The sequence below is a fragment of the Microbacterium sp. LWH10-1.2 genome (assembly GCF_038397765.1).
Taxonomy (GTDB): Bacteria; Actinomycetota; Actinomycetes; order Actinomycetales; family Microbacteriaceae; genus Microbacterium; species Microbacterium natoriense.
This window is the reverse complement of the sequence record NZ_CP151638.1, coordinates 2,773,379-2,790,954: the sequence shown is the minus strand read 5'-3', so window position 1 is coordinate 2,790,954 and position 17,576 is coordinate 2,773,379. Positions and strand designations below refer to the sequence as shown.

Here is a 17,576-nt window from a genome sequence, read left to right as displayed (position 1 = left end):
GTCAGGAGATCGGGGTCGTCGTGTCGATCGCCTCGCGGAGCGGCCGCCGCATCGCCTTCCAGTAGGAGCGCGGCGCGAGGCGCACGAGCACGTCGATGAGCCCGGCCTCCCTGCCCACCATCGTGCGCGCGCGGCGCCGCTCGGTCGCGCGGACGATCTGCGCCGCGGCATCCGCAGGCTCGGTGTGGTACATCGCCGCCTGCGCCGAGGCCGCCCTCGCCGCCACCGCCGGGTCGATCGCGGCCGCATAGCGGCCGTGCAGGATGATGCCCGTGCGGACGCCTGCGGGGTACACCGCCCCGACGGTGACCGACGTGCCCTCCAGTTCGTGCCGCAGGGCCTCGGAGAAGCCGCGGACGGCGAACTTGCTCAGCGAGTACGGGATCCGCCCCGCCGGCGCTGCCAGTGCATACACGCTGGCGAGGTGCGTGATGTGCGCGGCCGGCGCCGCCCTGAGCGCCGGCAACAGAGCCTTCGTGATCGACACCGTGCCCCAGAGGTTCACGTCGACGAGCCAGCGCATCTCCTCCATCGTCAGCTGCTCGAGGCTGCCGAGCATCGACGATCCGGCGCAGGTGATCAGCGCGTTGATCCGAGGGTGGGCGGCGACGATGTCGGCGGATGCCGCGAGCACGGCGTCGTCGTCGCGGAGATCGACGACGTGCGTGGTGACGGTCGTGCCGGCGAGCTCGGCGGCGACGGCATCCAGCGCCTCCGCGTTGTGGTCGATGAGCGCGAGATGCGCGCCGGAGGCGGCCAGCAGGCGCGCGATGTCGGCGCCCATCCCGCTGGCCGCGCCGGTGATGACGGTCGTGCTTCCGGCAAGGGCGAGACGCTGCATGCATCCTCCTCCTGGCGCGTTTCCGGGTGTGCGCCCTCGTGCTTCGTCGCAGGCGGGGAGTTCCTGATCGTGATCCATTCTGACCGACCAGCCGGGGGAGGGGAACCGCTACGCTCGTGAGAGAGGAGGTTGCGGTGGGACGAACTGCGGATGCCATCGCTGAGGGCGTCGCGATCGCGACCTCTGCCGCGCGCCTCGCCGTGAAGAACCACATCCTCGTCGGGACGATCGCCGAGGACGGCGTGTTCGACACCGAGAAGTACATCGCCGACACCCGTGAGGCCCTCCGCGCGATGGCCGAGGAGGCCGAGGAGTCGGAGAAGGCGCTGAACGCCCTCCGCAAGCGCGCCCGCGGCCGGCATTCCGACCCGGTCGGCACCCACGACTACCGCGATCGCGATGTCCGCAACCTCAAGCGCAGGGCCAAGCAGTCGCACGGCGTCGCCGCGAAGCTGCGCGAGATGATGGAAGACCCCGAAGAGCTCGGGGTGATCGTCGAGGAGGCCCGCAAGGCCGCGTGGGCCGACGTGCGCCACAACCTCGATCGTCGCCTCAAGGTGGAGGGCATGCGCCCCGACCAGGACCCGGACTACGAGCGCATGCGCGAGGCGCGGATGCAGGCGCTGAGGCTCGTCGATCTGCAGGCGCTGTCCTCGGAGCAGCGGGCCAAGGAGAAGCGCAGGAAGAAGCAGCAGAAGGCGGCCGAGAAGGAGTCCGCGAAAGCCTCCAAGGGGTCGTCGAAGGGCGACTGAGGCCCCGTTTCGCTTTCCGGCGGAGACTGTTGTAGGCTGTTCCACGGCCCGCTGAGCGGGCTGGGCGCCCGTAGCTCAATGGATAGAGCATCTGACTACGGATCAGAAGGTTAGGGGTTCGAGTCCCTTCGGGCGCACACTGTGTTGAGACAGTGATGAGACGGCTTCCGCTTCGGCGGGGGCCGTTTCTGCGTTGACGGGCGCTATGAGTCCCACGGTTCGAGCGGCGGGAGCGCCGTCTGCGGCCGTCATCCGGCAGAGGACGGCCGCTAGTATCGGCAGCGTGTCCTCCGGTCTCTTCCATGCGGGTCTGCGCCGACCGCCGCGCACGGCGGCACGACGCATCGTGTGGGGAGTCGTGACTCTTGTGCCTCTCGGCGCGATCGCCGCGTGCTTCACCGTCGTCGCCGTGTTGGGGTGGTTCGGCGAGGTCGCTCAGACGGACACGGAGAGGATCTCGTTCACGGTCTTCGCCGTGATCTTCGATCTCATCTTCGTGCTGACCCTCGTCTTCGGCGCCGTGGAGGTGAAGCGTCAGTTCGCCCGGGAGAGGGCGCCCGCATCCGGGGAAGAGCGGTAGTCGCTCGCCCAGCCTGCTGTCGGCTCCCGTCCGCCGCTCAGGATAATCTCGAAGGTGTGACTGCATCCCGAGCCGAGGCCGCGTACTCCCGCGCTGTCACGGCGTTCAGCACGCCGACCCTCGACCTTCTCCACGGCCGATTCGCGCCGTTCGTCGTCGCCTCCCTCTCGATCCTGTTCACGGCGGATCGCGCCTCCGTCCCGATCGCCGAAGCCCATGCCGAGCTGACCGAGGTGCTCGATGAGCTGAGGGCGGCGGACGATGACGAAGATGACCGCCGGGTGCCCGCGGGTAGCGGTCGCGACGTGTGCCGGCACTGGGTCCGTCTGGGCTGGCTGGTGCAGCAGATCGACGACGACGTCGAGGTGTACCGTCTCTCCGCGCACGCCGTGGAGGCGCTGGAGATCGCCGGGCGAACGGGCGGCGGACGCACCCGCGTCTCCAACTCCCGCGTCCGGACCCTCCTCGAGGCCGTCGAGCACCTGGCCGACAGCGCGGAGGCTGACCCCGCACGTCGTCTCGCCCGCCTCCATGAGGAGCGGGCTCTGCTCGACGCGGAGATCGCGCGGATCGAGGAGTCCGGCCATGCCGACCCCCTCGACGACGAGGAACTGCTCGAAGAGGCCGAGAACGTCCTCCACCTGGCGCGCGAGCTGCCGGCCGACTTCACCCGGGTGGCGGAGTCGCTCAAGGCGATGCAGCGCGACGTCGTCGCCCATCTGCGCCGTGACGAACGGCCGACGGGCGAGGTGCTCCGCGAGTACCTGCAGCGTGCGCAGGACGTCATGCAGTCGACCCCCGAGGGGCGCGCCTTCTCCGGCGCGCTGCGGCTGATCGGCGACCCGGAGCGCATCGACGCGCTCAACGACCAGCTCCACACCCTGCTCAGGCAGCCGTTCGCGCGGATGCTCGACGGGAGCCGTCGCGCCGAGCTCGACGCGATCGGCCGCAGGGTCGAGCTCGGCGTCGAGGAGGTGCTGGCGGCACAGCGCCGCGCATCCCACGTCATCACAGGACAGGTGAAGACCCACGACCCCCTGCGGGACCGTCAGATCGACGACCTACTGCGCGACGTCATCGCCGGCCTCCACGCGTGGAGCGGTGCGGGGTCCGTCGCCGAGCCGGTGCGCAGCATGCCGCTCGTCGATCTCGGTCACCTCCGGCAGACCTCGAGCGACGTCCGCCCGCCCGGAGCCCCGGCTCCGCTCGCGGACGCCGACGACGTCGAGTTCGTCGACGCCGACACCAGGGCCTGGGGCGGGCCGCGGTACGCGGAGCTGGAGGAGTACGTCGCGGGCCTCGGGGAGGAGTTCGACCTCGGCACGGCGTTCGCGCACGCCGCAGACGACACCCGCCGCCCTGTCGACCTCCTCGGCCTGCTCGAGATCGCCCATCGCAACGGCATGAGCGAGGGCGACGACGTGTCGGTGGTCGTCGCCCTGCGTCCGGACGGCACCACGCGACGGTTCGCGTTCGGTGCGGTCACGGCTCGCACCACGAAGGAAGAAGCACATGACTGACGAAGACTTCGAGACGGCGGCGCCGGTCGATGATCCGTTCATCTCCCCGGTCGCGATGGAAGACGACATCGAGGAGCACTTCCCGGGCGACCGCGGAACGCTCGACCCCGAGATCCGACGGGTGCTCGTGCACATCCTCCAGCGCCGGTTCATCGCCGCCGAGCGCAACCGCCGCGAGTGGACGCTGCTGCTCGACCACCAGCAGGTGATCGAGTCGCGCCTGAACGACCTGTACCTCCGTCTGGTCGTCGACCACGGCCGCGGTTTCGCCTACAAGCAGCAGCTGCGTTCCGACGAGATCGACATGCCCGTCCTCCTCAAGGACACCCCGTACTCGCGCGCCGAGACCCTCGTGCTCGTGCATCTGCGCACGGTCTACCAGCGCGAGTCGGCCGCGGGCGAGGCATCCGTCCGCATCGACGTCGAAGACGTCGAGCAGACCGTGCTGAGCTACTTCACCGAGGTCGAGGGCAGCACGGCCAGGCAGCAGAAGGCGATCAGGAACGCCCTGGACCGCCTCGACCGAGAGGGCATCGTGCACGAGGAGACCAGCGGGCGCTACCGGATCAGCGCCCTCGTCGAGGTCGTCCTCAGCGCGGAGACGCTCAAGGAGCTTCGAGAATGGCTGCGATCGCAGGAGGTCGTCGCGCGATGACGATGGTGGACACGCTCTTCGGACTCATCCCCGCCGGTTCGCGGGGGCAGCAGTGGGTCGCCGAAGACCTGCAGCTGATCAACTGGGGCGGATACGACGGCGGACCGCACCGCGTGCGATTCTCGCCCTACGCGACCCTGCTCTGCGGTGGATCGGGGTCGGGCAAGTCCACGCTGATGGACGCCTACATCGCGCTCATGATGCCGCACACGACGCCCTTCAACGGCGCATCGAACGGCGGCGTCACCGGCCGCCCGCGCGGAGACGAGCAGCGGAACATCCTGTCCTACGGTCGAGGCAAGATCGACGAGTCCCGCACGGAGGACGGCACGAAGCTGCGGGTCCTCCGCGGAGACGGCGAAGACACCTGGAGCGCGATCGCGACGACGTGGCTCGACCACGACGGGACCCGATTCACCGCGGTGCGTGCGTGGTACATCCCCGCCGACGCGCGGGTCCTCGAAGACACCGTCCGCGTGCGCGCCACCGTGAACGGCCCGTTCGATCTGGCGCGGCTGGAGCAGGCCGCGGCGCAGCGCCTCTCCGACGCCGCCGTCCGCGACGCCGGGCTGGAGACCCTCGCCACCGATCGCGAGTTCTCCGCGCGCCTGCACGCCGTGCTCGGCATCGGCGCCGCGGGCTCCGGTGCGAAGGCGATCAGCCTCCTCGCGCGGATCCAGGCTGGTCAGCAGATCACCACGGTCGACGACCTCTACAAGAAGCTCGTGCTCGAAGAGCCGGAGACGATGGCGACGGCGGATGCCGTGGTCGCGCACTTCGACGAACTCGAGAGCACGCGCACGCGCATGCTCACCGCGAAGCAGCAGGTGAGCGCGCTCGAGCCGATCCGCGGCATCAAGGAGCGGATCGCGGCGGCAGCAGAGCGCGTGCGCGTGATCGACGAGGTGGGCGTGTTCTCCGAGCCGTCGTCTCTCGCCGCACTGTGGAGTGCCGAGCGTCGCCTCGGTCTGCTGCGTGAGGTCGAGACGGAGCTGGGCGACCGCACGCGTTCGCTGCAGCTCTCCGTCCGGGAGAAGCGCGCGCTCGTCGAGGCGGCTGACGTGGAGCGCGAGGGTCTTCTCGACGTGCTGCGCCAGTCGGGCGGAGACCGGCTGGAGACGGCGCAGCGCGAGCTCAGGGTCGCCGAGCGTCGCCTGGAGGAGGTGCGCCGCGAGCGGGAGCGCTTCGACCTCGTCGCGAAGGAGCTCGGCGCCGACGTGTCGTCTGCGGCGGACTTCGAGGCTCTCGTGAAGGGAGCCCGCAGCGCGGCGCCCGGTGTGTCGGTGCGCGACCTGCGTGCCGAATTCGCCGACGCCGAGACCGCGCGTCGAACGGCGAAGTCCGAGCTGGATCGTGCGCAGGGTGAGCGGGACCGCACGAGCCGGATGCGCAGCAGCATCCCCGCGCACCTGGACGAGTCCCGCAACCTGCTGGCGGAGGCGGCCGGGCTCGATCCGAGCGAGCTGCCCTTCGTCGGCGAGCTCGTCGAGGTGCGCACCGAGTTCGAGCCCTGGCGCGAGGCGTTCAACCTCGCCCTCGGCGGCTTCGCGAGGACGCTTCTGATCGACGTCGCCCATCTCGACGGCTTCCGCGCGGCGATCAACGGCATCCGCACTCCGGAGCGGCTGAACTACGAGGGCGTGCACACCGGGCTGGCCGAGCTGCGCGCCGCAGACGCGAAGACGCTCCCCGGTCGCCTCGACCACCAGAAGAGCCCGTTCACCGGATGGCTGCAGCAGCGTCTGCAGGAGCGCTTCGGGTACGTCTGCGTCGACTCCTCGGCGCAGCTCGGCGACCATCAGAAGGCGCTCACGATCACCGGACAGGTGTCGCAGGGTAGCCGTGGCGCGCACGGCGGGCAGGGCCGCGGCAACCTGCTCGGCTTCACGAACGACCGTCGGCTGCGCGAGCTCGACGAGCAGCTGCAGGAGCTCGCCTCCCGGTACGAGGAGGCGGCATCGGCGGCGCAGGATGCCGAGACCGCGCTCGACCGCATCGAGGCGCGCTCGAAGGCGTTCGCGAGGATCGAGGATCTCACCTGGGAGCAGATCGACGTCGCTGCGGTCGAGGCGGAGCGCACGCGCTGGCTCGCCGTCGAGGCGGAGGTCACCGAGGGGAACCCCGAGATCGCGCAGCTCACGCGGCAGGCCGATGAGCTGAAGGTCCGCGCCGGTCGTCTCCGCCAGGAGGAGGCTCGGCTGGCGAGCGACCTGGAGCAGGCGCAGGCGCACTGGGCTCAGGTCACGGACGAGGTCGACACCTGCCAGAGCGTCATCGATGCTGCCGACGCCGGCGGCATCGCGCTGGAAAACGGCCATGCGTCCTTCCTCGACTCCCGGTTCCTGCTCGTCGACGCGGCGAGCCCGACCGCCGCGCAGCGGCTCGCGCACCTCGACACTGCCCTGCGCACCGCCGCTCAGCGTCTGCTCGAGGATCGTCGTGCCGCCGCGGAGGCCCACGACGAGCAGCGCGAGAGCATGCGCCGGCTCATGACGGGCTTCCTGGAGCGCTGGAACGACCTCACGATCCTGCCCGACCCGGACGAGTCGGTCGCCGAGTTCGAGAGCATCCTGGAGGCGCTGCAGACCAACGGGCTGCACGAGCTCGAGATCGAGTGGCGGGACAGTCTCCTCAAGCTCTCCGGCAACGACCTCACGAGCCTCGACTCCACGCTCGCCCGTTCCCGTCGCGAGATCAAGGACCGCATCGAGCCGATCAACCGGATCATGGCCGAGCTGCCCTTCTACGACGACGATCACCGGCTGCAGATCGCGCCGCGGGAGAACCAGTCCGAGGCGCGCAAGCGATTCCTCAGGGAGCTCCGCGAGGTCAGGCAGCTGATCGAGGCCGCCTCCACGGATGCCGAGCGCGATGCCGTCTACCGCAGGATGAGCCGTCTCATCGGGCGGATGCGGCGCACCGCTCCGGACTTCGCGGAGCTCATCGACGTGCGCAACCACGTGCGGGTGAGCGCGGAGCGCATCCACGCCGTCACTCGCGAGCATGTCGCCCTCTACGACCACATCGGGGAGAAGTCCGGAGGCGAGTCGCAGGAGCTCGTGGCGTTCATCGTCGGCGCCGCGCTGCGCTACCAGCTCGGCGACGCCGGCGCCCCGCGTCCTCGTTACGCGCCGGTGTTCATGGACGAGGCGCTCATCAAGGCCGACGCGCACTTCACGAAGCGGGCGATCGGCGCGTGGCGCGGGCTCGGGTTCCAGCTCGTCATCGGCGCGCCGAACGACAAGTACAGCGCGATCGAGCCGCACGTCGACGTCGAGTACGACATCCTCAAGGACACCAGGGGCCGCTCCTGGGCCAAGGCGAAGGTCGGGCTCCCGGATATCGGGTGAGCGGGGCGGCGCCGGACGGAGAGCACTGAAGCGCCATCCGGTGAGCCGTCCGCCGACGGCTCACCGGATGCGGACTGCGGGAGCGCTCAGTGCTCGACGGCGTAGACGAGCTTGACGACGCCGTTCGCGTAGGCCTCGGAGTCGAGGAGGCGCAGGTTCTGGCGGTCGCGGTCCTCGGAGCTGAAGATGCTCTTGCCGCCCGAGAGCAGGTACGGGAACATCAGCAGGTTGTACCGGTCGATCAGGCGATCCTCGCCGAGGCGGCGGGCCAGCTCGGCGCTGCCGTGGATGAAGAGAGCGCCCTCACCTGACTCCTTCAGGCGCGCGACATCCTCCGAGGAGCGGAGGATGATCGTCGGGCCCCAGCCGTCGACCAGCGCGCTCTCGTCGAGGGTCGACGAGACGACGTACTTCGGAAGCTCCTGGTAAGCGGCGTGGTCTTCGGAGGTCGGCCAGAACGCCGAGAACGCCTCGTAGCTGCGGCGGCCGAACACGAGGGCGGTGGTGTCGGCCAGCTCTTCGCCCTTCAGGGAGTACGCGGCCGGGTCGAACGCGGTGTCGAACACCCAGCCGCCGCTGCGGTGGCCCTCCACGGTGCCTCCGGGGGAGTCGACGATGCCGTCGACGGTGATGAATCCGGTGTAGACGAGTTCGCGGGCCATGATGCTTCCTTTCTGCGGTGACGACCGCCGTTCGATCGTCTCACTACTGCGTCGAACGAGATGCGCGCGGATCGACATCCGTCCCGAATCTTCGTCCGGCGATCTTCAGGAGCGTCGAGAATGGCGGATCGGATGCGTAGGCACCCACCATGCGCGACGGGGCGGTGGGCGCGGCGGGGCGGTGGGCGCGACGGCTAGAGCAGGCTCGTGATGGCGGGGTCGCGGCGGGCGACCTCGGTCGCCGTGGAGATGATCGCGTGGCGCATCGCCGCCACCGCGAGCGCAGGTGTCACGTCAGAGCGGTGGGCGAGGCTGATCGTGCGCGTCATCGAGGGGTGCGCGAAGCGGACCGACCGCAGCTCGGGTCGATCGAGCAGCACCATGGCGGGCACGACGGCGACGCCGACTCCGCGCTCGACGAAGCGGAGCACGGCATCCATCTCCGCCCCCTCCAGCACGACGTTCGGGGTGAGGTCGGCGGCGCGGAAGGCGGCATCCGTCGTCGTCCGCAGGGAGTAACTGTCGTCGAAGACGATGAGCGGCAGCGTGGACAGCCGGTGGATGTCGATCACCGCGTCCTCGGCGATCGGGGGATGGGCGGCGGATGACACGACCACCAGCTCCTCGGCGAGTAGAGGGGTACGTGTGAGGCTCACCCCCGGAACGGGCTGCGCCGTCGACTCGGTGATGAGGGCGATGTCGACAGCGCCTACCGCCAGCTGCTCGACGAGCAGGCGGGAGCCGCTCTCGGTGAGATGGAGGTCGACGTCGGGGTAGGAGGAGTGGAACGCGCTGAGGGCCTCGGCGACGAGGCTGATGCACAGGGTCGGCGGAGCCCCGAGGCGCACGCGTCCGCGGCGGAGCCCGGCCAGCTCGCCCATCTCCTCGCGGATGGCGTCGGCCTCGGCGAGCATCCGCTGCGCCCGGGGGAGCAGCGTCTCTCCTGCGGCGGTGAGGGCGATGTGTCCGCGTGCCCGGTGGAACAGCTCGGCCCCGAGCTCACGCTCGAGTGTGGAGATCTGCCGGCTCAGCGAGGGCTGCGCCAGGTGCAGGCTCTCGGAGGCTCTGGTGAAGTGCCCGAGCCGGGCGACCTCCACGAAGCCGCGCAGCTGCTCCAGGTTCATGGCCATAGCTTAGCCGCATGATTCTGACTCGGACTATGCATTGGAGTTATTAGGCGACCCTAACTAGCGTGGCCGACATGAGTACACGCGAACGTCAGATCTCCACCACCGTCCTCGTCATCGGCACGGGCGGATCGGGGCTGCGAGCGGCGATCGAGATCGCCGAGCACGGCGTCGACGTCGTCGCCGTCGGCAAACGACCGCGGAACGACGCGCACACATCACTCGCCGCCGGCGGCATCAACGCGGCCCTCGGCACGATGGATGCCGAAGACAGCTGGCAGCAGCACGCCGCCGACACCATCACGGAGAGCTACCTGCTCGCCAACCCGCACACGGTCGAGATCGTGACCCAGGGCGCCGAGCGCGGCATCCGCGACCTCGAGCGCTGGGGCATGGACTTCGCCCGTGAAGACGACGGCCGCATCTCGCAGCGCTTCTTCGGCGCCCACACCTTCCGACGCACCGCCTTCGCCGGCGACTACACGGGCCTCGAGATCCAGCGCACCCTCGTGCGGCGGGCCGAGCAGCTCGACGTGCCGATCCTCGACGGCGTCTACATCACGCGGCTCCTCGTGCGCGACAACGTCGTGTTCGGCGCCTACGGATTCGACCAGGCCGACGGCACGCGGTACCTGATCCACGCGGATGCCGTGATCCTCGCCGCCGGCGGACACAACCGCATCTGGCGGCGCACCTCCTCCCGCCGCGACGAGAACACCGGAGACTCCTTCCGGCTCGCGGTCGACGCGGGCGCCCGCCTGCGCGACCCCGAGCTCGTGCAGTTCCACCCGTCCGGCATCATCGAGCCGGAGAACGCGGCGGGCACCCTCATCTCCGAGGCCGCCCGCGGCGAGGGCGGTGTCCTGCGCAACGCCCTCGGCGAGCGCTTCATGCCGAAGTACGACCCGGAGCGGATGGAGCTGTCCACCCGCGACCGCGTCGCGCTCGCCGCGTACACCGAGATCGCCGAGGGGCGGGGCACCGAGAACGGCGGCGTGTGGCTCGACGTCTCGCACCTGCCCCGCGAGACGATCATGACGAGGCTGCCCCGGGTCTACCAGACGATGATGGAGCTGCAGATGCTCGACATCACGACCGACCCGATCGAGATCGCCCCGACGGCCCACTACTCGATGGGCGGCGTGTGGGTGCGGCCGGAGGATCACCAGACCGACGTCGACGGGCTGTACGCGATCGGCGAGGCGTCCAGCGGTCTGCACGGAGCGAACCGCCTCGGCGGCAACTCGCTCATCGAGCTGCTCGTGTACGGGCGGATCGTCGGACAGGCCGCGATGGCGCACGCCGCAGGCCTCGACGCCCAGCGCCGTTCGGCGGATGCCGTGGCGCAGGCCCGGGCCGAGATCGACGACCTCCTCGCCGCGGACGGGCGGGAGAACGTGCGCGCCCTGCAGCGTGCGATCCGCGACACCATGACCGCCTACGCCGGAGTGGTCCGCTCGGAGGAGGGGCTCCGCACCGGACTCGCCGAGCTCGACCTCATCGAGGGGCGCATGGAGGACGTCGGCATCCACCCCGACATCGCCGGGTTCCAGGACCTCTCTCACGCCTTCGACCTCAAGGCCTCGGCGCTGGCGGCGCGCGCGACGTTGGAGGCCGCGCTGGAGCGTCGCGAGACCCGCGGATGCCACAACCGCAGCGACTTCCCCGACACCGACCCGACGCTGCAGGTCAACCTCGTCTGGAGCCCGCGCGAGGGCATCACGCGCGAGGAGATCCCGCCGATCCCCGCCGAGATCGCCGAGCTGATGCGCGAGGTCGACACGAAGGGCAAGCTCGTCGAGTAGCCCGGCGCTCCACCAGCTCCCGTCGCGAAAGATCCCGCTCAGGTTCCCCCGGAGCGGGATCTTTCGCGACCGGAGCGAACCCGGAGCGACCGGAGCGGGCGGGACGTCAGCGGCTGATGTCGGCGACGGTCGCGCCGGTCGCGGCCGCCGACAGCGACAGCGCCACGTCCGCCTGGCTCAGGATGCCGACCAGCAGGTGATCCTCGATCACGGGAAGACGGCGGATCTGATGCTCCCGCATGAGGTCGAGGGCCACGCGCACGTCATCGTCGGCGGCGACCGTCACGGGCTTGCCCTTGGCGAGCGCACCGGCGGGCGTGCTGTCGGGGTCGAGGCCTGCGGCGATCGCGCCGACGACGATGTCGCGGTCGGTGAGCATCCCCTTCAGCCTGCTGTCCTCCCCGCAGATCGGCAGCGCGCCGACATCCAGCTGGGCCATCAGTGTCGCGGCGATCTGCAGCGAGTCGTTCTCGCCGATGCAGCGCGGGCTGGGGGTCATGATCTCTCGTGCGGTGGTCATCGTCTTCCCTCTCGTCTCGATCGTTCGTCCTGATGTCCTGCGATGCGCCGTGATCCGCGGATGCCGTGTCAGGCGCCGGTGCGCGGATCCCGCTCCGGGCCGTCCGAGTAGTCCGGCCGCGGGGGCTGCACGGGCTGATCGGAGTACTCGCCTCCCTCTCGTCCTCCATACGGGCGTCCGTGGTCGGCGAACTCCTCGCGGGCGAACACGAGGGTCCACGGTCCGGCGGTGAACCGGGCTCCGGTGCGGAGCGTCTCCGTGCGGGCGCCTCCGTGCGTGGCATCCGTGCCGGGGCTGGCGTTCATCTCGCCCTCCCCGTGCAGCTCGAGGACGTACTCGTCGCGCTCGTCGTGCGTGATGGTGGCGTGCAGCGGCTCGGTGTCGGCGAGGCGCAGGTCGCTGTCGTCGGCCGAGCCGATCCGCACCAGGTCGGACTCGATCGCGTACTCGGCGCGGTCGTCGTCGCGGGCGATGCGCAGGCGCGGCGACCCTGCTCCCCACTCCGCGTGGGTGGTCGTGGGAACGTACCCCTCGTCGTCGGGAATGCCGACGTCGTCTGCACCGCGGTCGTCTCGTGCGTCCATGGACCGCACCTCCTCCGTGTCGGCCCTCAGGCTAGGCAGACGCGGATGCTGTGGCGCAGGGGGTTGACTTCAGTCCTCCGCAGTGATCCCGTCTTCGCTGGAGATCATGTCGGCCGTGACGAGGACGATCCCGCCGGAGGAGTTCGCGGAGTTCGCCATCGCCGCGATCCACTCCGGCTGCAGCGGAGGGGGAGTGGGATCGTCGAACACGAACCGCAGCGGGATCGACGGATGCAGCCAGATCGTCGAGCGACCGGGGACGTCGCCCTCCGGGTGCGCCCACGACAGGGTGAAGCTCTCGTTGCGACGGAGCTTGGTCGCCACGACCACCTTGAGGTGCGCCAGGGCGAGGTCGTCGATGTGGATCGGATCGTCGGCGTTGCCGTAATAGAACATGCCCATGCGTTCTACGCTACGCAGAGAGGGTTTGGTCCGACAGCATTCGTCGGGCCTCTGTCATCGAGTCGAGGAGAACAGCGGATGGGCAAGTTCGTCTACGAGGGCGATGTGAAGACCGAGATCGAGGATCGCGCCCTCACGCACCTTCAGCTGGTGATCACGGCGAAGCTGCGTCGGGGCGAGCCGTTCCCGTTCAGCTGGCGTGAGGACGCGAGCGTGGGCGGCGGGCGGACGACCGTGTGGATCCAGCCGGGCAGCGCCCTGGTGTTCAAGTACTTCGGCAGCAGGCAGCCGTCGATCAATCGGGCCTGGATCGAGGCGCTCGCGTTCACCGCCAACGCGCCGAGCGGCCTCTACCTGGTGCCGGAGCCCGCGGAGGCCGGCTCGGAGCCGGGGTCGGGTGAGGTGCCGGTCACTCCGCCGATCTGAGGCGCAGCGGGCGCGGGGTCAGGGGAGATCGAGCTGATCGAGGTTGAGTTCGCCCGAGGCGTTGAGCCGATTCATCATGGCCGTCACGCGCGACGGATCCAGCGCGGGGATCTCGGCGTGGTCGAATCCGAACTGCAGGGGGATCGCCGGATGGATCCAGATGGTCATGCGCGCGTCCGGCCCGTCGCCCTGCGGCCTCCAGGTGAGCATGAAGCTCTCCTGACGCCGCAGCTTCGTCGAGATGACGATCTTCACGTGCGCGAGAGTGACATCGTCGATCGGGATCGGCCCCGAGGTGCCGTCGTACTTCAGCCTGCCCATACCGCCCAGTATCGCCGATGCCCGGAGGCGGCGGGTGACAGCCGCCTCCGGCACGTCGTCACTTCGTCTTCGGAGTGCGGTTCTCCGCGCTGACCATCCAGGAGAGCTGTTCGACCCTCTCGAGGATCGCGTGCAGCATGTCGGCGCTCGTCGGATCCTCCTCATCGACCTCGTCGTGCACATCGCGGCAGGTCGCGGCGACCGCGTCGAGCCGGGCGGTCATCAGATCGATGGCGTCGCTGGTGAGGATCTCCCCCTGCGGCGCGTCGGCGAGCGTGGTGCTCTTCGCCACGACGGCGCTCCTCCCGTCGGGGAGCGCGTGCAGCGCCCGCATCCGCTCGGCGATCGTGTCGGCGAAGCCGCGCGCCGCGTCGATGATCTCGTCGAGCTGCAGGTGCGTGTCGCGGAAGTTCCTGCCGACGACGTTCCAATGCAGCTGCTTGCCCTGGCTCGCGAGCTCGATGAGATCGACCAGGACGCGCTGGAGGTCGTCCGTCAGCGCGGCCGAGGCGGTGAACGCCGACTCTGCTCCCTCCTTCGCCGTGCGCCGCGCGGTGGACGACCGCGGCGATCTCGTCGCGGTCTTGCCGGTCTTCTTGATGTCTGCAGCGCTCATGTGCGTCGCCGTCCCTTCGTGGTGGGTCTGTCGTCACGTCGTCCGTGAACGGCTCACGCTAAGTGCGGATGCCGGTGAGGGGAACGGCCTTGCGCGCGTCGACCGGTGGAGGTAGACGCACGTCGAGATCGCGGAGACACGCCGCCGCCGAGGGCGCGGGGCGTAGGCTGAGACGGTGACTGCGTACGTCTCGGCCTTCGACCTGTTCTCCATCGGAGTGGGGCCCTCGAGCTCCCATACGGTCGGCCCGATGCGGGCGGCTCTCGAGTTCGCCGGGCGGCTCGGAGCGACCGATGCGATCGACCGCGTCACCAGGGTCGGCAGCACGCTCTACGGCTCACTCGGCGCCACCGGCATCGGTCACGGGACGCCGGATGCCGTCGTCGCCGGACTCCGCGGACTCGCCCCGGAGACCTGCGACCCCGCCGATGTCCGCTCGGCGTGGACCGACTTCCCCGCGGGGGCGTCGCTCCGCCTGAACGGCACGCACGAGGTGGCGTTCAGCAAGGACGACATCGTCTTCGCGCCCCGCACGCGCCTCCCGGGTCACCCGAACGCCATGACCATCACGGCCTGGGATGCCGACGGCGGCACCGTCGCGGAGGAGACCTACTACTCGATCGGCGGCGGCTTCATCCGCCGCGACGGCGAGGAGGCGAAGCTCTCCACCGCCGCCCTGCCCTACTCGTATGCGGATGCCGCGTCCCTCCTCGCGCTGTGCGATGAGAACGGGCTCACGATCGCCGAGCTCGCGCGTCTCAACGAGACCGCGATGCGCAGCGAGGAGGAGGTCGCCGCGGGGCTGGACGCGATCTGGGACGCGATGGCCGCATGCGTCGACGCAGGGCTGCACGCCGACGGCGTCCTTCCCGGCATCCTCAAGGTGAAGCGTCGCGCGGGAACGATCCGCGCGCAGCTCGACGCCTCGGAGGCGGACGGCCACCGGGAGCTCCCGGGCGAATGGCTGGGCGCCTTCGCTCTCGCGGTGAACGAGGAGAACGCCGCCGGCGGACGCGTGGTCACGGCCCCGACGAACGGTGCGGCAGGCATCCTGCCCGCCGTCGCGATGTACTGGTGGCGCTTCCTCGCCGACTCTGGTCTCGGCGCGGGCAACGCGGTGACCCCCTACGGCGAGCTCGTCGGCAGCGCCCTGCTCGGCTTCGGCGCGGAGGCGTCGCTCGTCGCGGTCGGCGCGATCGAAGACCCCGACGCCGTCGCCGAGGCGAACCGCCGCCGTGGCATCCGCCGCTTCCTGCTCACCGCGACCGCTCTGGGATCGCTGTTCAAGGCGAACGCCTCGATCTCCGGCGCGGAGGGCGGATGCCAGGCCGAGGTCGGATCGGCGTGCGCCATGGCCGCCGGCGGGCTCACCGCCGTCATGGGCGGCACCAACCGGCAGATCGAGAACGCCGCGGAGATCGCGATGGAGCACCATCTCGGGCTCACGTGCGACCCCATCGGGGGCCTCGTGCAGATCCCCTGCATCGAGCGCAACGCGATCGCGGCGTCGACCGCCGTCACCGCGACCCGCCTCGCCCTGCGCGGCGACGGCAGCCACTACGTCTCCCTGGATGCCGTCGTCGAGACCATGCGCCAGACCGGACTCGACATGTCGACGAAGTACAAGGAGACCAGCGAGGGCGGCCTCGCGGTCAACGTCATCGAGTGCTGACGGCATCCCCGTCTCCTGTCAGCGGCTCCGGGTAGCCTCCTCGGAGGAGGTGGCATGGAGTCGATCTGGAAGGCCGGCAGCAGGCGTCGCCGCGAGCAGCCGGTGGTGGCGGTGCGCCCCGCCGACGACGCTCCGGCGCCGAGCCGGCAGTGGCCGACCAGCATCCCCGCCGTCGCGCAGGTGCTGCGTGACGGCATCGACCTCGCCCCAGGAGTGACCTTCCTGGTGGGCGAGAACGGCAGCGGCAAGTCGACCATCGTCGAGGGGGTCGCCGTGGCCTACGGGCTCTCGCCCGAGGGCGGTTCCCGTCAGGCCATGCACAGCACCCGCCCGACCGAGTCCCCGCTGTCGGACTGGATCCGACTGCAGCGCGGCGTGGGGGCCAACCGCTGGGGCTTCTTCCTGCGGGCCGAGACGATGCACTCGTTCTACACGTACCTCGAAGAGAATCCGTCGACGAGGGGTCCCGACATCCCGTTCCATGAGATGAGTCACGGAGAGTCGTTCCTGGCGATCCTGGAGAGCCGCTTCGACGAGCCCGGCTTCTACTGTCTCGACGAGCCCGAGGCGGCGCTGTCGTTCCAGTCGACGCTCGCGCTCATCGCCGTGCTCCAGCGCATCGTCGACGACGGCGGTCAGGTGCTGTGCGCCACGCACTCGCCGGTGCTCGCCGCCCTTCCCGGTGCGCAGATCCTCGAGGTCGGTGACTGGGGCATCCGCCCCGCCGCGTGGAACGACCTCGAGCTCGTGAACCACTGGCGGTCGTTCCTCGACTCGCCGGAGCGCTACCTGCGGCACCTCCTCGCCTGAGCGCATGTGCGGCGGCGGGGCCACAGGCCGCGGGGTGGCGGGGCGCCGGCGGCGGGGCGGCAGGCCGCGTGGCGCGGTCACCTGAACGTAGGCGGCGACGGCGGGGCGGCGGGCCGCGGTCGCCGACGGCGGGGCGCGGACCGCGGTCACCTGAACGCAGGTGCCGACGGCGGGGCGCGGTCACCGGGGTCGTAGGCTGTCGAGCATGACCGAGTCGAGAGCGCCGCGGCGCCGCGGACGCCCCCGCGGAGGAACGGACTCGCGGGAGCGGATCATCGGGGCGGCGGTCGACGAGTTCGGCGAGCACGGATACGACGGCTCCACGATCCGTTCGATCGCCGCGCGCGCCGGGGTGGACTCCGCGCTCGTGCACCACTATTTCGGCACCAAGGCCGATCTGTTCGCCGAGGCCGTCGGCATCCCGCTCCGGCCCGACATCGACGTGCCCGCGATCCTCGCCGGCCCGCAGGACGAGGTGGGGGAGCGGCTCATCCGCTACCTGTTGGACTCGTTCGAGCAGCCGGAGATCCGCCGCCGCGGGGTCATGCTCATCCGCACCGCGATCGGCAGCAAGCTCACGACGCCGCTGCTGGCGGGGTTCCTCTCGCGCGAGCTGATCGGACGCATCGCCAAGACCCTCGGCGTCGACGATGCGCAGCTGCGCGCCAGCCTCGTCGCCTCCCAGGTGGCGGGGCTCCTCATCGCACGGTACGTCGTGAAGCTCCCCGCGCTGACGGCGGCGCCGATCGACGAGCTCGTCGCCAGGGTCGCACCGACGGTGCAGCGGTACCTCTTCGGCTGACGCGACGGATGCCGCGGCATCCCCCGTGTCTCTGCCGACTGGCCCGGTGTGGAGGGGATGCCGTGGCGCCCTCGTCTCGGCCGATTCGTGCGGTGCGGTGCGGAGATGATGCCGTGCCCCGGGCACAGCTT

The 17,576-nt window shown here is 70.3% G+C and carries 18 protein-coding genes and 1 tRNA gene; 11 read left to right on the top strand and 8 right to left on the bottom strand.

Annotated features, from left to right (window positions below; all coding sequences use genetic code 11):
• Position 1: 1 nt before the first annotated feature.
• The gene (locus MRBLWH10_RS13295) at positions 2-841 is read right to left on the bottom strand and encodes an SDR family oxidoreductase (protein WP_341940235.1); all 840 of its coding nucleotides are present in this window, start codon (positions 839-841) and stop codon (positions 2-4) included.
• A gap of 134 nt (positions 842-975) precedes the next feature.
• Here MRBLWH10_RS13295 and MRBLWH10_RS13290 point away from each other — a divergent pair, with 134 nt between their 5' ends.
• From MRBLWH10_RS13290 to MRBLWH10_RS13265, 6 genes are all read left to right on the top strand, one after another.
• Entirely contained in the window at positions 976-1,593 is a 618-nt protein-coding gene (locus MRBLWH10_RS13290) for an asparagine synthase (protein WP_341940234.1), read from the top strand.
• A gap of 64 nt (positions 1,594-1,657) precedes the next feature.
• A tRNA-Arg gene (locus tag MRBLWH10_RS13285) sits at positions 1,658-1,730 on the top strand.
• 146 nt (positions 1,731-1,876) lie between these two features.
• A complete protein-coding gene (locus MRBLWH10_RS13280) occupies positions 1,877-2,173 on the top strand; it encodes a hypothetical protein (protein WP_341940233.1) in 297 nt (98 codons plus the stop codon).
• Between the two features lie 56 nt (positions 2,174-2,229).
• Entirely contained in the window at positions 2,230-3,693 is a 1,464-nt protein-coding gene (locus MRBLWH10_RS13275; protein ID WP_341940232.1) for a DUF3375 domain-containing protein, read from the top strand.
• Complete coding sequence (locus MRBLWH10_RS13270; protein WP_223587109.1) at positions 3,686-4,348, top strand: DUF4194 domain-containing protein; 663 nt, start codon at positions 3,686-3,688, stop codon at positions 4,346-4,348. Before MRBLWH10_RS13275 ends, MRBLWH10_RS13270 begins: the two co-directional genes overlap by 8 nt.
• The gene (locus MRBLWH10_RS13265; RefSeq protein WP_341942593.1) at positions 4,345-7,698 is read left to right on the top strand and encodes an SbcC/MukB-like Walker B domain-containing protein; all 3,354 of its coding nucleotides are present in this window, start codon (positions 4,345-4,347) and stop codon (positions 7,696-7,698) included. The genes MRBLWH10_RS13270 and MRBLWH10_RS13265 overlap by 4 nt, the downstream gene beginning before the upstream one ends.
• A gap of 86 nt (positions 7,699-7,784) precedes the next feature.
• Here the strand turns inward: MRBLWH10_RS13265 and MRBLWH10_RS13260 are convergent, their stop codons facing one another.
• Both MRBLWH10_RS13260 and MRBLWH10_RS13255 read right to left on the bottom strand, forming a co-directional pair.
• Positions 7,785-8,360 (bottom strand): dihydrofolate reductase family protein, encoded by a 576-nt coding sequence (locus tag MRBLWH10_RS13260; RefSeq protein WP_341940231.1) that lies wholly within the window; start codon positions 8,358-8,360, stop codon positions 7,785-7,787.
• A gap of 194 nt (positions 8,361-8,554) precedes the next feature.
• On the bottom strand, positions 8,555-9,490 hold the full coding sequence (locus MRBLWH10_RS13255; RefSeq protein WP_181155898.1) for a LysR family transcriptional regulator: 936 nt from the start codon (positions 9,488-9,490) through the stop codon (positions 8,555-8,557).
• A 71-nt stretch (positions 9,491-9,561) separates the two neighbouring features.
• Here MRBLWH10_RS13255 and MRBLWH10_RS13250 point away from each other — a divergent pair, with 71 nt between their 5' ends.
• Positions 9,562-11,292 carry an FAD-binding protein gene (locus MRBLWH10_RS13250; RefSeq protein WP_341940230.1) on the top strand — a complete coding sequence of 577 codons (1,731 nt, stop codon included), beginning with the start codon at positions 9,562-9,564 and terminating at the stop codon, positions 11,290-11,292.
• Positions 11,293-11,398: 106 nt separating this feature from the next.
• Here MRBLWH10_RS13250 and MRBLWH10_RS13245 read toward each other — a convergent pair whose 3' ends face one another.
• The 3 genes from MRBLWH10_RS13245 to MRBLWH10_RS13235 form a co-directional block, all read right to left on the bottom strand.
• A complete protein-coding gene (locus MRBLWH10_RS13245; protein WP_341940229.1) occupies positions 11,399-11,812 on the bottom strand; it encodes a CBS domain-containing protein in 414 nt (137 codons plus the stop codon).
• Between the two features lie 68 nt (positions 11,813-11,880).
• Positions 11,881-12,396, bottom strand: coding sequence for a hypothetical protein (locus tag MRBLWH10_RS13240; protein ID WP_341940228.1), 516 nt, complete (start codon positions 12,394-12,396; stop codon positions 11,881-11,883).
• A gap of 69 nt (positions 12,397-12,465) precedes the next feature.
• On the bottom strand, positions 12,466-12,798 hold the full coding sequence (locus MRBLWH10_RS13235; protein ID WP_105674750.1) for a hypothetical protein: 333 nt from the start codon (positions 12,796-12,798) through the stop codon (positions 12,466-12,468).
• A 78-nt stretch (positions 12,799-12,876) separates the two neighbouring features.
• Between MRBLWH10_RS13235 and MRBLWH10_RS13230 the strand changes: the two genes are divergently transcribed.
• Positions 12,877-13,224 carry an ATP-dependent DNA ligase gene (locus MRBLWH10_RS13230; RefSeq protein ID WP_105674748.1) on the top strand — a complete coding sequence of 116 codons (348 nt, stop codon included), beginning with the start codon at positions 12,877-12,879 and terminating at the stop codon, positions 13,222-13,224.
• An 18-nt stretch (positions 13,225-13,242) separates the two neighbouring features.
• Here the strand turns inward: MRBLWH10_RS13230 and MRBLWH10_RS13225 are convergent, their stop codons facing one another.
• Both MRBLWH10_RS13225 and MRBLWH10_RS13220 read right to left on the bottom strand, forming a co-directional pair.
• Entirely contained in the window at positions 13,243-13,545 is a 303-nt protein-coding gene (locus MRBLWH10_RS13225) for a hypothetical protein (protein ID WP_341940227.1), read from the bottom strand.
• 58 nt (positions 13,546-13,603) lie between these two features.
• Complete coding sequence (locus MRBLWH10_RS13220) at positions 13,604-14,161, bottom strand: DNA starvation/stationary phase protection protein (RefSeq protein ID WP_341940226.1); 558 nt, start codon at positions 14,159-14,161, stop codon at positions 13,604-13,606.
• Positions 14,162-14,336: 175 nt separating this feature from the next.
• On the opposite strand from MRBLWH10_RS13220, the gene MRBLWH10_RS13215 reads away from it, so the two are divergent.
• The 3 genes from MRBLWH10_RS13215 to MRBLWH10_RS13205 all read left to right on the top strand — a co-directional run bounded on the left by MRBLWH10_RS13215 (position 14,337) and on the right by MRBLWH10_RS13205 (position 17,445).
• Entirely contained in the window at positions 14,337-15,833 is a 1,497-nt protein-coding gene (locus MRBLWH10_RS13215) for an L-serine ammonia-lyase, iron-sulfur-dependent, subunit alpha (protein WP_341940225.1), read from the top strand.
• A gap of 54 nt (positions 15,834-15,887) precedes the next feature.
• Positions 15,888-16,643 carry an AAA family ATPase gene (locus tag MRBLWH10_RS13210; RefSeq protein ID WP_341940224.1) on the top strand — a complete coding sequence of 252 codons (756 nt, stop codon included), beginning with the start codon at positions 15,888-15,890 and terminating at the stop codon, positions 16,641-16,643.
• Between the two features lie 205 nt (positions 16,644-16,848).
• Positions 16,849-17,445 (top strand): TetR family transcriptional regulator, encoded by a 597-nt coding sequence (locus MRBLWH10_RS13205; RefSeq protein WP_341940223.1) that lies wholly within the window; start codon positions 16,849-16,851, stop codon positions 17,443-17,445.
• Positions 17,446-17,576 lie beyond the last annotated feature (131 nt).

What these genes read in the sequence shown, in the direction of transcription:
- MRBLWH10_RS13295 (WP_341940235.1), bottom strand. Translation starts at nt 841, where the DNA reads ATGCAGCGTCTCGCCCTTGCCGGAAGCACGACCGTCATCACCGGCGCG.
- MRBLWH10_RS13270 (WP_223587109.1), top strand. Translation starts at nt 3,686, where the DNA reads ATGACTGACGAAGACTTCGAGACGGCGGCGCCGGTCGATGATCCGTTC.
- MRBLWH10_RS13265 (WP_341942593.1), top strand. Translation starts at nt 4,345, where the DNA reads ATGACGATGGTGGACACGCTCTTCGGACTCATCCCCGCCGGTTCGCGG.
- MRBLWH10_RS13260 (WP_341940231.1), bottom strand. Translation starts at nt 8,360, where the DNA reads ATGGCCCGCGAACTCGTCTACACCGGATTCATCACCGTCGACGGCATC.
- MRBLWH10_RS13255 (WP_181155898.1), bottom strand. Translation starts at nt 9,490, where the DNA reads ATGGCCATGAACCTGGAGCAGCTGCGCGGCTTCGTGGAGGTCGCCCGG.
- MRBLWH10_RS13250 (WP_341940230.1), top strand. Translation starts at nt 9,562, where the DNA reads ATGAGTACACGCGAACGTCAGATCTCCACCACCGTCCTCGTCATCGGC.
- MRBLWH10_RS13245 (WP_341940229.1), bottom strand. Translation starts at nt 11,812, where the DNA reads ATGACCACCGCACGAGAGATCATGACCCCCAGCCCGCGCTGCATCGGC.
- MRBLWH10_RS13240 (WP_341940228.1), bottom strand. Translation starts at nt 12,396, where the DNA reads ATGGACGCACGAGACGACCGCGGTGCAGACGACGTCGGCATTCCCGAC.
- MRBLWH10_RS13235 (WP_105674750.1), bottom strand. Translation starts at nt 12,798, where the DNA reads ATGGGCATGTTCTATTACGGCAACGCCGACGATCCGATCCACATCGAC.
- MRBLWH10_RS13230 (WP_105674748.1), top strand. Translation starts at nt 12,877, where the DNA reads ATGGGCAAGTTCGTCTACGAGGGCGATGTGAAGACCGAGATCGAGGAT.
- MRBLWH10_RS13225 (WP_341940227.1), bottom strand. Translation starts at nt 13,545, where the DNA reads ATGGGCAGGCTGAAGTACGACGGCACCTCGGGGCCGATCCCGATCGAC.
- MRBLWH10_RS13220 (WP_341940226.1), bottom strand. Translation starts at nt 14,161, where the DNA reads ATGAGCGCTGCAGACATCAAGAAGACCGGCAAGACCGCGACGAGATCG.
- MRBLWH10_RS13210 (WP_341940224.1), top strand. Translation starts at nt 15,888, where the DNA reads ATGGAGTCGATCTGGAAGGCCGGCAGCAGGCGTCGCCGCGAGCAGCCG.
- MRBLWH10_RS13205 (WP_341940223.1), top strand. Translation starts at nt 16,849, where the DNA reads ATGACCGAGTCGAGAGCGCCGCGGCGCCGCGGACGCCCCCGCGGAGGA.